At 48.0% G+C, this 13,434-nt stretch carries 15 protein-coding genes and 1 tRNA gene; 8 read left to right on the forward strand and 8 right to left on the reverse strand.

The genetic code is table 11. The features are described from left to right. Positions 1-49: 49 nt before the first annotated feature. The 3 genes from AC1RP7_RS27320 (at position 50) to AC1RP7_RS27330 (ending at position 1,607) form a co-directional block, all read left to right on the forward strand. Positions 50-487 (forward strand): hypothetical protein, encoded by a 438-nt coding sequence (locus tag AC1RP7_RS27320; RefSeq protein ID WP_493181901.1) that lies wholly within the window; start codon positions 50-52, stop codon positions 485-487. 71 nt (positions 488-558) lie between these two features. Continuing rightward, the gene (locus AC1RP7_RS27325) at positions 559-924 is read left to right on the forward strand and encodes a Rap1a/Tai family immunity protein (protein ID WP_493181902.1); all 366 of its coding nucleotides are present in this window, start codon (positions 559-561) and stop codon (positions 922-924) included. Positions 925-1,223: 299 nt separating this feature from the next. Continuing rightward, entirely contained in the window at positions 1,224-1,607 is a 384-nt protein-coding gene (locus tag AC1RP7_RS27330; RefSeq protein WP_493181904.1) for a Rap1a/Tai family immunity protein, read from the forward strand. A gap of 104 nt (positions 1,608-1,711) precedes the next feature. Here AC1RP7_RS27330 and AC1RP7_RS27335 read toward each other — a convergent pair whose 3' ends face one another. Then, the gene (locus AC1RP7_RS27335; protein ID WP_493181905.1) at positions 1,712-1,924 is read right to left on the reverse strand and encodes a hypothetical protein; all 213 of its coding nucleotides are present in this window, start codon (positions 1,922-1,924) and stop codon (positions 1,712-1,714) included. Between the two features lie 150 nt (positions 1,925-2,074). Between AC1RP7_RS27335 and AC1RP7_RS27340 the strand changes: the two genes are divergently transcribed. Together AC1RP7_RS27340 and AC1RP7_RS27345 are read left to right on the forward strand one after the other, a co-directional pair. Further along, positions 2,075-2,929: a hypothetical protein gene (locus AC1RP7_RS27340; RefSeq protein WP_493181907.1), complete on the forward strand. Its 855-nt coding sequence runs from the start codon at positions 2,075-2,077 to the stop codon at positions 2,927-2,929. A gap of 188 nt (positions 2,930-3,117) precedes the next feature. Next, a complete protein-coding gene (locus AC1RP7_RS27345) occupies positions 3,118-3,834 on the forward strand; it encodes a hypothetical protein (RefSeq protein ID WP_493181909.1) in 717 nt (238 codons plus the stop codon). Between the two features lie 536 nt (positions 3,835-4,370). Here AC1RP7_RS27345 and AC1RP7_RS27350 read toward each other — a convergent pair. Both AC1RP7_RS27350 and AC1RP7_RS27355 read right to left on the reverse strand, forming a co-directional pair. Continuing rightward, a complete protein-coding gene (locus AC1RP7_RS27350) occupies positions 4,371-4,925 on the reverse strand; it encodes a tyrosine-type recombinase/integrase (protein WP_493181911.1) in 555 nt (184 codons plus the stop codon). A 145-nt stretch (positions 4,926-5,070) separates the two neighbouring features. Continuing rightward, complete coding sequence (locus tag AC1RP7_RS27355) at positions 5,071-5,289, reverse strand: hypothetical protein (protein ID WP_493181913.1); 219 nt, start codon at positions 5,287-5,289, stop codon at positions 5,071-5,073. 248 nt (positions 5,290-5,537) lie between these two features. Here AC1RP7_RS27355 and AC1RP7_RS27360 point away from each other — a divergent pair, with 248 nt between their 5' ends. Both AC1RP7_RS27360 and AC1RP7_RS27365 read left to right on the forward strand, forming a co-directional pair. Beyond that, a complete protein-coding gene (locus tag AC1RP7_RS27360) occupies positions 5,538-5,975 on the forward strand; it encodes a hypothetical protein (protein WP_493181916.1) in 438 nt (145 codons plus the stop codon). Between the two features lie 158 nt (positions 5,976-6,133). After that, positions 6,134-6,964 carry a hypothetical protein gene (locus AC1RP7_RS27365; protein ID WP_493181920.1) on the forward strand — a complete coding sequence of 277 codons (831 nt, stop codon included), beginning with the start codon at positions 6,134-6,136 and terminating at the stop codon, positions 6,962-6,964. 325 nt (positions 6,965-7,289) lie between these two features. On the opposite strand, the gene AC1RP7_RS27370 is transcribed toward AC1RP7_RS27365, so the two are convergent. The 3 genes from AC1RP7_RS27370 to AC1RP7_RS27380 form a co-directional block, all read right to left on the reverse strand. Then, complete coding sequence (locus AC1RP7_RS27370; RefSeq protein ID WP_493181922.1) at positions 7,290-7,763, reverse strand: hypothetical protein; 474 nt, start codon at positions 7,761-7,763, stop codon at positions 7,290-7,292. A gap of 1,647 nt (positions 7,764-9,410) precedes the next feature. Then, positions 9,411-10,175, reverse strand: a complete 765-nt coding sequence (locus tag AC1RP7_RS27375) for a hypothetical protein (protein WP_493181924.1) — start codon at positions 10,173-10,175, stop codon at positions 9,411-9,413. Between the two features lie 428 nt (positions 10,176-10,603). Then, on the reverse strand, positions 10,604-11,560 hold the full coding sequence (locus AC1RP7_RS27380; RefSeq protein WP_493181925.1) for a tyrosine-type recombinase/integrase: 957 nt from the start codon (positions 11,558-11,560) through the stop codon (positions 10,604-10,606). Positions 11,561-11,583: 23 nt separating this feature from the next. Here AC1RP7_RS27380 and AC1RP7_RS27385 point away from each other — a divergent pair. After that, positions 11,584-11,683 (forward strand) — tRNA-Val (locus tag AC1RP7_RS27385). Between the two features lie 868 nt (positions 11,684-12,551). Here the strand turns inward: AC1RP7_RS27385 and AC1RP7_RS27390 are convergent. Both AC1RP7_RS27390 and AC1RP7_RS27395 read right to left on the reverse strand, forming a co-directional pair. Next, on the reverse strand, positions 12,552-12,698 hold the full coding sequence (locus tag AC1RP7_RS27390) for a hypothetical protein (RefSeq protein ID WP_340317167.1): 147 nt from the start codon (positions 12,696-12,698) through the stop codon (positions 12,552-12,554). Between the two features lie 25 nt (positions 12,699-12,723). Further along, positions 12,724-13,020, reverse strand: coding sequence for a winged helix-turn-helix domain-containing protein (locus AC1RP7_RS27395; RefSeq protein ID WP_371318475.1), 297 nt, complete (start codon positions 13,018-13,020; stop codon positions 12,724-12,726). Positions 13,021-13,434: the final 414 nt, after the last annotated feature.

Below are 13,434 nucleotides of genomic sequence, written 5' to 3' on the forward strand. Positions count from 1 at the left end.
CGAGACTGTAAGCTCTGGCGATCATCTACGCATATTACGAGAGTGAAGCATGGCAAACGCCCAACAGGAGCAGATCGAACGAATCACTGCGAGCTACAACGAAGCAAGTCACAAACTGGACTACTTCATTCTCGGTGTGACTCTGGCAATCTGTGCGTATCTGGCTCAAACAAACCCATACGGGCAATTCGGTCCGAACAAAGAAACCTTTTTGCTATGCAGTCTGCTGGTATTCGCGGCAAGCGCCGTTTGCGGATTCAAGCGTATCGAGAACACCATCAGCATCATGGGACACAATACATACTGGGTGCAGCAACTGGATGAAGACAGCAGAAAGAACCTGAAGCAGAAAATTGCGGATGACAATGACAGTGGTGGTCGTTACTACCGATTTCGTAACTACCTCTTGTTCGCTGGCTTGCTGTGCTATCTCGCTGCCAAGGTCTGGGCCACGTACCAGAACAACGGGTGGATACCGGTTCACTGAGGACAGATAGCTTGATGGCACCAAGACATTGCAGCCGGTAACATGGCCAGATCACTCAGAAGGAATTCAACATGAAGGCATGGATTGGGGCGATGGCACTGGTAGGGACTCTGGCAAGCGGCAGCGCCATGGCGACATTGGACGGAAATGACCTTCTTAATGGCTGTAAAGAAGCCGATTCCGCTAACGCATCCAAAAAATCATCCTTCACTGCTGGGTACTGCTATGGAGTCGTTGTGTCAACCATTGAGACCAGCGTTATATTAAAAGATGGCATAGCTCCTAACTTCCAAAGCTGTGTACCAACTGAAATGACAAACCAGCAAGCTGTAAGAATTGTGATCAAATACCTGCAAGCAAATCCCGAGCAACTGCACTTTCCCGGATCAACCCTTGTGATCAGAGCGCTTCACAAAGCATTCCCCTGCAAGAGCTGACCTAGACCGTTTTCCACAGGATTCTGGTCCCGCGTTAAGCTCCATCACAGCCGACCAGCTAGTCAATGATCGATTGATAAGGCTCATTGTATGCAGCTACAGCCATGAATTAGGCGTTGTAGTGATGATGTAGGGCTAACCCTGTGGGTTGGGACCAGCGCCTCATTCGGAGTGAGAAATGACGAGACTTCGACCGACGGGTGAGTAAGCAAGGTCAGCTCCAGGTCGAACGAGTGACGTGATGGCAGGAAGCCATGATTCCCGGTAGCATGCCCCCACTCACTCACAAGGATTTCAACATGAAGGCATGGATAGGTGGTCTGACACTAGCGGGAATTTTCCTGAGTGCACCTGCAATGGCAAATTTCGACGACAGCGGAGCCGGCTTACTCAGGGATTGCAAGGTGTTTGTCAGATCAGACGCATCTACGGCAACGTTTGACGAAAATGGATATCGCTACCGCTGTCTCGGAAATATCGAGTCGGTCATAGTGACTCTACTTACTTTATCTAAGATCAAAATCACGAAGCCTCTGCTCTGCCCAAGTAACGTCGAAAATATGTCAAACGCGGTGGTGGCTGGAATCATTATTAAGTATCTCGAAGACCACCCCAAAGAACTCTCGAAGAATCGGACGATGCTGACAATGGGCATCCTATTCGATGCAATGCCCTGCAAGTGAGCAATACCGTTCCCACAGAATCCTTGCCCCCCCGCCGCGAGAACAGTGCAACTCTTGACGTGATCTCGAAGTGTCCGGGGGCTAGTTCACTCTTTGGACGATGCCTACGACTGCCGCAGTCGCATAATGGCGTCAGCGATTCCCTGAGCGTTTGCGTCCAGCGTTTCTAGTGCGACGAGGGCGTTGTTATGTGTTTCGAGTGAACCAAATGTCCTTGCTGACAAGGCGATCTCTTCAATCGCTGCCGCTATGGCGTGCTGGTTGTGCAGGAGTAATGTCAGGGCATCCGCCGTGGCGATCTTGCTATCTGAAGACATGGCTATCGTCCTTGAGGAGTGGTGCAGGAACGCAGTGTAGCGTACAGATTGTTGAGGAATCAGGATCAGCGATACGGTTGAGACCACACCGGACCGTCTTTTTTGTATGTTATAAAATCAGTTAAATTTATTCAGCGAAAAGGATGGAGCATGAAATATCAGTTTGGCAATGACAGCTCAGGCTCTTCGGTACTTCAGAAATATATGGACACCCATAAATTTTTATCCCTCGTGCAGGGTAAAAAATTATTTATGTCAAAAATGAGCGGCTTCAAAGATAACCTGGAAGGAGGCTTAACGGCGTTAGATTTTTTTGATTGTACGAATGATGCCTCCATATTTGATGTCGCAATGAATAGCCGTGGAGAGGAGGCTGCTAAGTTAATTGAAGAAATCAATAGTCGGACGTTTGAAACAATCTTCGGCCCTCAATTAAAAAACTATGCTGTTGATTTTTTCTACAAGGCAAGAGAATGGGTATACGTTAGCTGCTGGTACAAGTCGACTGAAGAATGTCCGGCAATGTGGGATCTCTATGGTGGGAAAAACTCGGTGTGTATTTTCACCACCGAGGAAAAATTAAGAAAAACCACTCTTCACAATCAGAATATCAGTAATCTTGCTTTCGAAGATGTTAAATACATAGATCACAAAAAGGCAAAGCATCAAGATGTCTTGGACCCATTTAAATCCAAGGCAACGCCTTATGGCTTTGAAAAGGAATTCCGGAGCATAGCGTGGAATGACGATGCGAACCCGCTGTCTCAAAATACAAATGACCTACCAGGGATAACCTCCGATGAAATCAATTTAACCGGTTTCATTGACCGAATAGTAATCGCTCCCTTTTCTGATCCGTGGTACGCAGAGTCAATTAAAAGCATTTGTGCCCAGTATGCAATAGGCGTAGTGATAACAGAGTCAAAACTTAAAACCGGCAGAATTGACGATCTTTATAACGCAATGGATTCTCTTGAAGAATTGATAGCCTTGGAAGATCGTTAACCCCAACCCAAAACGCCAAGGGTCTGCATCGCTCCTTGGCAAGTGGGTGCGAACGAGCCGAAGCGGGCGTCCGTGCGCCACCTACTCAGGTCTGCGCCAGCGCAGCAAGGATGGGACTGAAGGCAACGCGGGGACACGATAGTGGCCTGATGCTATTCTGCACCGTTTATTATTAAGGGATTAATGCAATGTTTAAGCTTTGGCCCATCACGCTCGCTATTGCGTTTGCCGCACTCGCACCTCACGTAGTCCAAGCAGCACAATGTCCCAATACGAAGTATGAGTCTGGGTACAAAAAGGATAAGCCAACAGTGGCCGCGCCAGAGATGATCAAGGTCGTAGGTCCGATTTTCCCAGAAGGAAAAGTCGTCTGTCACGTCTCTTTCGACCTGCAGTCGGGACAGAACAATGTCCTTCATCGCATAGAGACGGGAACCCTCAATGGGGTCAAATACCGTTTCTACTACACCGATGGCAGCGGCTCAGTGCAGGGGCTGCCGACGAACGTGCTTGATGTCCTGAAGGACAAATACAATGAAAATTGGAGTCTTGGCTGCAAGCAAGACGGCATGAGCGACACTCACTATTGCAGGATGTCCAGAGCAAGCCTGATGGTTGGCGTCTCGGGCGCTTCTTCATATTTTGTGCAGGTAGGAAATGATCACTTCCCCGGCTCAGCTATAGCGATGCGCATCGACGAAGCAGCCCCTGTCACCGCGCCTGCTGAACCCGGCTTCTCCCCTAAGCAGGAGGCAGCTCTAGTAGCTGCGATGAATGGTGGAACATCTGTACTGACCAGGTACGTGGAATGGCCATACGAGTCGAACAAAGATCGCAGTATTAGCCTTTTTGGTTTTGGCACGGCATTGCAGCTAATCACCACTTTAAATAAAACCATCCAGTGATAAAGATCTGTCGTGCTGGGATGCCCAGCACGGCGGAATCTGCGCCTCGACAGGTGCCGACCGACGTATCCCCGAAGCCAAATACTGCAAGGGCGTACCCCATCCTGAGGTACGTCGCGAGGTACGTAAATCAACACCAAGCGACTAATCCTAGCCTTTGATATAGCACGGTTTGTGCTGCGTTGTATTGCGTACGGGATACCCCCCGGCAGCATTCGAAATCCGCCATCCCGTTCCCCGAAAATCCCAACCCTTTTTCCAGATGGAATCTCGATTTCAGCGTGACTCAGTGTGTTGATGTAAGGAAATCCGCCAGAGGGGCATCGCCTGGGCTCGACACTCAAGCCGGAAAATCGAGATAGCCCCACTTCAGATTCCCAAAATCCTCCAGCTAGTCAATCGACCATTGAAATGGCTCTTTTACTGCTGCTCCAGCACTCAATTAGGCGTTGTAGCAATGAAGTAGCCCTACCCCCAAGGGTGAGAGCTAGCGCGTCTATCGTTGCTTAGACGTGCTTAGGGGGGAGTGAGGTAAATCAGATCACAAACTCATGGTAGGTGGCGTCAACCTGATCCTGAGTGATACCGATGTACGCCATGGTGATAGCCGGACTGCTGTGGTTCAACACCTTGCATATCATCTCGATTGACACGCCGCTGCTGTGCATCAACCAGCCACGGGTTTTGCGCATGGAGTGTGTGCCTAGGCTGATCCCAAGTTCATCGCCAACGGCCTTGAATGCTGTAGCCACGGCGACACGAGAAACAGCCTTACCCTTTGCTCTGTTGCTTTCCACTTCAAACAGGTACGTGTGGTTAGGGTTGGCATCCCTACGCTTCCTGACGATGGCTACAGCCTTCGTGTTCAACGTAATGTTCCGTACCTTCCCGGTTTTACTTTCCTTGATCATGACGCGACCCTGCAAAGCTTCTTCGTAGGTGATGGTCAGCAGGTCGCTGATACGCAGTGCTACCTGCAAACCGAACATCCACAGGTCGGCGTACAGAGGATTGCCACGAGCGTTCAACGTCAGCTTGTGCGCCACTTGCTCTACTTCTGCTGATGTCTTCACTGCTTCGACTAGCTGCATGACCATCCCCTTGTGTTTACTAGCTTGGCTAATTAACAAAATATTTGCTTGAGGGGGAGATTACCTGAAACCAGTAGGAAGTCAACAAACACAAGGGTTTGCTAATTTACACAATGGTATTCTGTTAACTAGAAGTCACATTTGATTAGCATTGACGCAGATGGTTGATCCCAGCGGTGATGGCAGATGCATTTCTGTCGATGGTTTCAAGCGCAGCAATCGCATTTTCATGCACTTCCGGTGAACCCGTAGACCTTGCCCAAACGGTGAATTCTTCGATTGCTGCGGCAAGCGCATGCTGATTGTGAAGCAACAGAGTCAATACATCGGCGGTGGCAATGTTGGCGTGGTTGTTGTCTGACATGACTGTCGCCCTTGATGGTGGTGTAAAGATCGTAGTTCAGCACATGGCTAAGGGCGTGTGGTGGCAGTTGTCGTGAGATCGACAAACCAGTCATGGTTAACGTCAACGCCGTATAGCGGCGATCACAGCCGCTTTGTGATGAGCTTCATTCAACGTCAGCTTGCCATGTCAGTCGGCGTGGTGCGTTCGCTCCAGGTCAACCGTGTGATAGCTGTAGAGGTTTCCGTCATCACTGTCTGGATGCCATCATGGATAATGGTTTGAACTACACGGACAGGGAGAACGGGATGAGCGGATGGCAACGGTTAGGGGTTGTGTTAAGCGTGGTTATTGCCGTGCTGATTGTCAGTATGAAATATGACTCTTTCCCAACACAGAAGCAGGCTTACGCTGAATTAGGCAACAGAATCATATTCTGGATGAATTGCGACAAGTATTACGATGATAAGGTTGCCGGGCGGAAAAACTCGGCTGAAGAATGTTCAGTGTATACGAGGCAACATGTACAAGAAAAGCTGAAGCTTGAAATGTCGGTGTATAAAGACCGGCTCAATACTTTGACTGACAGGCAAGTTAAGTTTGTTGCATATTACTTTGCGTGGTGGGCTGGAATCAGTCTGATCATGTACCTGATTGCGATAACGATGAAGTGGGTTTACAGGGGCTTTCGCCCCAAGAAGGTATAACCACTTCATCGCTGCCCGGTGGCATCGAGCAGGTCGAATCGAGTGATAGTGGTGTGAGTCGGGATTACAGGTAAGATTCACCTGCTGAGCATGACTGAAGTTAACAACCTAAAGATGGTTTCGCCTTTGAAGGACCATCAATATCAAGGAGTGACGCAATGCCTTCGGAAATTGTTGAAATTATAAAATTAGTTCCAGAGGTGATTTGGTCGGCGATCGTTGCGTCAGGTATCACTTTGTTTGGAGTGATGGTTTCGAATAAAAGTAATACCAGTCGCCTAGAGTTGCAACTTAATCATGATACGAGCGAGAAGTCTAAGGAGAGAATTAGCGAGCTTAGGCATGAGGTTTACTTGAAGGCAGTTGAAGATATTGAGATTACAAATATTCAACTTAGTACGCTGGCTAATCGTGAGCTTGCTAAATTAGATATGACTTTAGAGCTTCAGGCGATTATTGCTTCGATGGCGAAGTTGAGGCTGGTTGCGGAGCCTGAAACGACGAGATTGGCGGGAGAGTTGAGTGCAGAGTTTGGGTTGTTGTTTTTAAAGCTACTGCCACGCCTTGCAATCGTACAGGATGCCAAAGCAGACATTGAAATCAACAACTCCTTCTACGATAGTTCGTTTGCTGAGGCTTCCAGAATACAGCGAGACATGCAAAAGTTCAACGAGGAAGGGCGTCAAGATTTGGTTGTATACCAGACCCTTAAAAGCTCTTATGAGTTTTACTTCGGCCAGTCTCAGGAGTATGCAGCTGCACGAGCGCGTGCGCACGAAGTTCATGGGGAAAAATTGGGGGAATTCAACGCTATGCTTCTACCTGAAATGAAAGACCTATCTAAGGTTCAATTGAAGGTAATGATGGCTATACGCAAGGATCTTGGTATTGTCTGTGATGTCGCAGACTTACAGCGACAATTAGAACGCCACTGGGCCGTAATGGAAGCGGGTTACGGAGATGTTATGAAAGATTTGCAAGGGGAATAGTTTGTTTACCTTTTGTCGATGGTCATTGGGCGCGAAGATGTAACTTCGGTTGAAAGCTAGGTTTTATTCGCGACTTTCAATCGAATGGAACCACTACGTGCGATATTGGGAGAGAAAGTGAATCGTGCTTAACCGAGAATGGCAGAAGGGCCAGGTATAATCACGCTTACGGAGGAGTTGGTGTATATGAACATATATGGTGCTCCCTGTTATCGCTCGTGATTCTGGCTCTGATTATCACCCTGTTATAATTATCAATGCTCATAAAAAAGCCCCTGACGCTGTTAGGCAGTCAAGGGCTGGTGATGTGACTAACATTGTTGGCTTACTCTGGAATCACCAGTGGGGCGAAGGTGTCGTTAACTTCCTTTTCAATTTCAAGCAAGCGCTTAGCTTTCGCTGCATCAATGCGGCGCTGTTCTTTAACTGCATCGGCTTGCAACAACTGATCTTTCAACAGTTGCTTGTACTTATCTCTTTCAGATTGCAATTCAAGAATGTACGTATCTTTAATCTTAAGATCAGCTGCTTCCAGGTCCTTGGCCTGTAGGTGCTCAGGCTTTGTCATGAAAGCTCGATAGTTTAGAACCTCAAGCCGCAGTGGAGTATGTTCATCTAGCGTGTACCCTTCCTCACTATGTTTGATAATATTCAATAGAAAATGATGGGGCAGTTCCCCCCTGATTGCTTTCCTACACTCCATGGTAGTGTGGTACATCGTACGGTAAGCTGCTTGCCGTTGCTGCAACTCCTGTTCATCGAATTTGCGCGGTGCGCCTTTGATACTTTGAATAGTCATTACATTGCACTCCATTTTTGTTTAATGCGCGATATCGCCAAGGCGATGATTGATGCCTTGTACTGCTCATCTGATAGCTTGGCAGTGGTGGTCTTACTAGTGGTGGTGATTACAGTGCTATCAACCTTCTGTACCTGTTGTGTATGCACATGCTGATTTGCTTGCACTACATGTTGTTGCTTTACGTCTTGTGCTTTCAAACGGGCAACTGTTCGTTTGAATGCATTGATATGATCTTTGCTGATTGTTTTATCCTCTTGTTTAATGTTGATTCCTGTCTGGCGACAGAATGAATTTCACTTAGTGAAATAGCTGTAGGGCAGTAGTGTGCGGGTTAGAGTGGTATGTGTGTATCAATTGTGGATACTATGTGAAGTGTTCTGCATTGCGCGAGCAAATACCAACTGGTTAACCAAAATTCCCAGGTTAGTTGCATCTGCTTTTAGCTGATTAAGTTGAGGTTTAGAAAAGATAACTTTTACTGAAATAGGCTTCGCTTGCATTAGCCGCCACGTCTGACCTCTACAGGTTGAACTACAGTGTTTTGCATGCGAGCGTTTGTTTATGAGGGGAGTGTTACAGCGTTGGCAATTAGAAGCCATAGTGATACCTCCATGATATCTGGTGATTAAAGTTTATGATTATGCGAACAGATGTTATTGCAGGCAAAGAAAAGGCCAGTGCTGAGAGGCAACTGGCCTGACTTTGATAAGGATAGAATAAAAGAGAGATAAACAAGACGCGGCTACTCAGAGTAGAGGGGCTCTGATTAGCATGGAGCACGCGAAATGACTAGAAATGGTGAACCATGTTTTGGTTTTCTCTCTTAATGTTGCCAGTATAGCAAACATTAGTCAATTTGTCAATATAGTCAGCCATAAAACTGCTTCTATTGCAAACTAATTTTCATATCTTTAGTAATGCCGTTAAAGGCTATCAAAAGATAGCGGAGTGTATGGGTGTATATCAGTGATGTATCACTAGACGTAGTATGTGCAATGGCTAGCCATTGATATAAATGCACTTTATCTTAACGAATTTACTAACAACGCAGTGCTGTCGCCCTGCGCCGTTAAGTAAAAGAGACAATACAAATCAAAGCTCTAATTTTATTCTTGGTCTTTGTGGTGGAGCATAAATACAGTGGTGACCACTGAATAGGATTGAATTCTTTGTGATGGTGTTTCGTGTGCTAATACACAATATAATACATTCTATGCTTGAGCATAGAGCCTTGCTGTACACAAAGAATTGAAGATCAACAGTAAGAGCGAAAGCTCTGACTTATGGTGACTCTATTTTATTTATCTGAGTACAGCCGTGAGGCTGCGGTGTGGTAGGTAGATCTGGAAGATCAAAAGCACAGATCAAGATCTATCACATTCACAGCATTCGCTGTGGGTACAATTGGTTCGAGTGTCCCGCTTGAGAGATATAATTCAATCATGGCTGAATGTCCTTCGTCCATCCATCCCAGATGATTGGAGTGTCCACGCTTTTAAAGAGAGAGAGGGGGTAAACCTCTAGGCTCTATGCACTTTCTGCACTTTCTGCACTTTCTGCACTTTCTGCACTTTCTGCACTTTCTGCACTTTTCCTCTTATAAATACTAATGGGTATTTTAGGTGGAAGGTGCAGCTTCTACTATCAGATGCAGTGTGTATCGTAGAAGCTATCTTCGCAGGAAATGTCCTGCGGTGTAATCTTTCCGGTTTCAGTCTGTACTACTTGATCAATCAAAATCTTTGTCACGTTGTTGTACCTTTCAAGACGTCGTTCTATAGACTCTTCGTACAGCCATGCATTGGACAAATTCACAATTTCCATCAGGGCAGATTGCTGGGTTACATCGAACTGAATCGCATGTTCGAGTGCTAATTCCTGTAGCCTTTCAAAGATGGTATTGGCTTTGTCGTACATTGAGTCTCTACTCGCCAAGGCTTGTTTTGGTGATAGCCATGAAGGTCGGAATAGGCATTTCTCATCAAGTCGTTTAGCTTTTTTCTTAAGTGCGGAAATGTATGTGAAATCGTCGGCTTTATCGCTTTTGCTTGAATTCATCACAAGTCCCTTTATGGTGTAGTTTGTCACCCCTTCAGGTTTGGTCGCTTCTTTAATTATTAATTTAATTAGATCTGCTTCAGGCTTGTTTTTTTGTACTTCTTTGAGGTGCGTCCTGCACCAATGTTCTGTAATTCCTGAACCTGATAGGGCTTTTACGATTTCTTTGTAGGTGCTACCTGAAACCCTCATGCATATAGCCTTATCAGTATTCTCGCAGCTAACCTTAACCACTGACGATAGATTTTTCTTGCACCAATCAGGTGTGATACCTGGTAGCTCTTCTACAATTTGAGGATAGGTATAGCCTTTCTGTCTTAGCAATCGTGCCTTTTCTTGTAGTTCATACATCTCAATGTTCTCCGCTGGATTTTGGGCGTAAAAAAACCGACAAGGTCGGCATGCGCTCAGCTATCTCCATACGGAGGAATCTAAAAATTCAGCTGCTACATAACCGAGCCTTTTGTTGATTTTCGTGCTTTTGCAATAGTCATAAGTTTTACTCATGGTTTTGCGATAACCGTCAGTGGTGGTCAGCCAATGTCGAGACATAAAAAGTCTCCATGCAAGGCACTGAATTCGCAGTGGTCGCGGGGAGGTTTAAGAATGTCTTCTGTACTCGCTTGAGCACGAGCTTCGGACTTTAACTCGGCTTGCATATGCTCGCAAGAGAAATCATTTTAGTTAATTATTATTTTTCGTTTAGTTGTTTTCTCAACAGCATCTGATGTGTTGAATGGCGTCCGGCATAGCATTCACCGGACGCCAATTTCATATCCTCAGTCAATAAGGTGCAATACGTCCCTGACGTTCAAGTGAGAGTAACGGGCAACGGATCGTGTATCCCTGTGCCCTGAGACAATCATAATTTGAGCGTTGTTGAATCCCTTCTTGGCGACATTGGTGATTCTGGTGTGCCTGAGCTGATGCAATCGGACACTACTATCTAAGCCAGCCTTCACTCGTGCCAATCGCACAGCCTGAGATACGGCATGTGGAGTGACAGTGAAGAGTAGGGCGTTCGGATGGCCTTCCACAGTGGCCCAGAGTTGGGCGAGCTGAAGTATTTCCACTGCGCGGTGGGTGAGGGGGACGGACCGCGTGCCGTTCTTCCCATCAATCACATCAGCAATCCGGTCTTTGAGATGCAGGCAGTCTTTTGTCAGCCTCAGGATTTCAGATCGCCTCATGGCAGTTTCGTATGCCAGTTCAACAATGAGCTGCATGGTTGGAGACAGCTTCGCCAGTAACTGCTCAAGCTCGCTTGCACGGATCACCTTGTCAGAGGATCGATCAGGCTTTGGAAGTGCGATATCACTCACAGGATTGTGTATGTCGATCAGTAAGCCGCGTTTAGCGAATCGGTAAAACCGCGACATGAATGCGAGCTGCGTCCTGCACGTGGACGGCTTCACCTTCTTCAATCGCATGATCTTGAAGTCATTGATCATCTGCGGCGTGATTTCATGAATGGGCTGAGTGAAGTGTCTGCCCAGATGCTCCACGATTTTCAGTGCGTGGTCGTAGCTGCCTTTTCCCTTGAGCATCGTTTCGCAGTAGGTCATGCCCAACGTATAAATGGTGTGATGCTTGCGATCCATCATCACGGCTTCGATCTGCTTCGCCCATGACTCTGCTTCAGCCTTGGTGCTGAAGGTTTTCGACTGTGGAGATTTACCTTTTATCCGTACCTGAGCATTCCAGTTGCCGGAGGGAAGTAAGCGGAAATTGGCCATTTTTGACGCCTCATGTTGTGAATGGGCGTTCTGTGAAATCCAAGAGCAGCAGGGCTTGGAGCTTGCTCCTAGCAGACCTTGACATGGTGGGGGTCGTTGGTTCGAGTCCAATCGCGCCTACCAAACAAAATCCGCTCTGCTGGGCGGTCTAGAAGGGCTCACCGAAAGGTGGGCCCTTTTTTGTTGTCTGGTGTTTGGGCAAACTTTGGGAATATTTTGGGCAAACGACCACCGCGCTACATCTTCAGGTCGGCTTTCACCTTCATGTAAACCATCGCTTCATCACCGTGCCTCGCTTGGTAGTGCTCGGCCATCTTCTCGTCTGCATGCCCCATCAGCGCTTGGAAGGACTCCTGTGGGAATTTCTACCGTTCGTACAGCCATGTCCCCAAGGCTCGGATCTCATGAGAAGTGGGGCGCTCGCCGGCCGGTACGTGGTCGTAGGTGTGCGCGGCGCCCCCGGGCCTCGGGCCTGTAATGGATCAGGCGCGGTGGCGCCAGCGGCGACCGCAGACATTCACTGACAACCTCATGTAGCGCGGCCCTCATAGCGATTCATCGCCCTCCGTTCACGGTCGGACTCAATGTTATTTTTTTTCAGGGTTGTGTTCGGGACACTTGGCGTTGCGCTGGGTAAAGTCATTACCGCTTGCCCGGCCTGGTGTGTTTCAGATGGATTACTGAATGGCCAGCAACTGGTCAGGGTGGGCACCAATTCGAGACAAGGTGCAGGCGACAAAAACCAAGTAGTTCAGCGTGGCGGATCTGCCACTGCTTTCGCACCTTGCAGGCGTTCAGCGCACGCCCCTTGTCGGGGCCGCCTCTGCCGGAGAAGTCAAAGCCCTGGCAAGGCGATAAGAACGGCAAGGCCTCTTTACTTGGGCCAAAGCCTCAAGCAGATGATCCTTCGCCTCGTCGAAGGTGCATTCGCGCCCCCCCCCCCCCCCCCAAAAAAAAACAGAACATGACTTTGAGCTGCCGCTTGCTGAAGTCACGTAGCCACAATGGCCGCTTCCGGTTTAGCGATCCGCAGGTGCTCACGCCAGAGCCGTTCGAAGGGGATAATCATGCCCCGCGCGCACTGGGTAGTGCAGTAGCGCAGATCGGCCAGCACCCTGTCGATGCAGTTGTCCGGCATGCTCTTCATCACCTTGACGCATGTGCTAAACGCCATTCAAGTGATGATTGATGCACATGATCAAGCAGTAACCGCGGCTTCTTACTGAATGGAGGGAGTTGTTGCCTTTAGTGAGCTTCTTGAATTTCGCTTGCAGTCTACTGAGGCATATGGGCAATCCTTTGTAATTATAAGGGTCCTTATTTAGCTTCATAAGGATTTCCTCGTTGCCAATAACACGCTCCTCACCGCTTGTTAGTAAATCAAGCACTACACATTCAATGCGAGTTAATTTGATAATCGTCAGATTGTTAGAAGACAGGTGTTGGGGTTTGTTAAACACCGTAACGTCGGCCTATTGATGCGATCAGATACACACTTAGAGCCGCGCTGGTCGATCCAGGCAGCAACTTCATCGAGGGCAATAAAGTCTTCGTCGGAAGGATTGAGCGGGGCGGCGGTAAGACATTCTGACATCGCGCTTCCTCCATGAAAAAAATCGTAGCCAAGAGGTGCGCACACTGTAGGTAACAGGCGAAAAACTCCCGTATGGGCGGGCTTAACGGGTGAGAAAAAAAGGGTGGGTGCTGATCCGTCAGCATATATTGAGTTTCGTTAGTGAGTTACGGCGCCGCTGTAGTGCAGGACAACTGGATTGCCTTCAGGCTTCTTGTTGCTTTTGTGGGGGGGGGGGGGGGGGGGGGGGGCCTGGAAAAGGATTCAGGTAGGCCCCCCCTCCCCCCACCTTTGGCCCCCT

The organism is Pseudomonas sp. GW822-FHT01E03 (genome assembly GCF_058802985.1).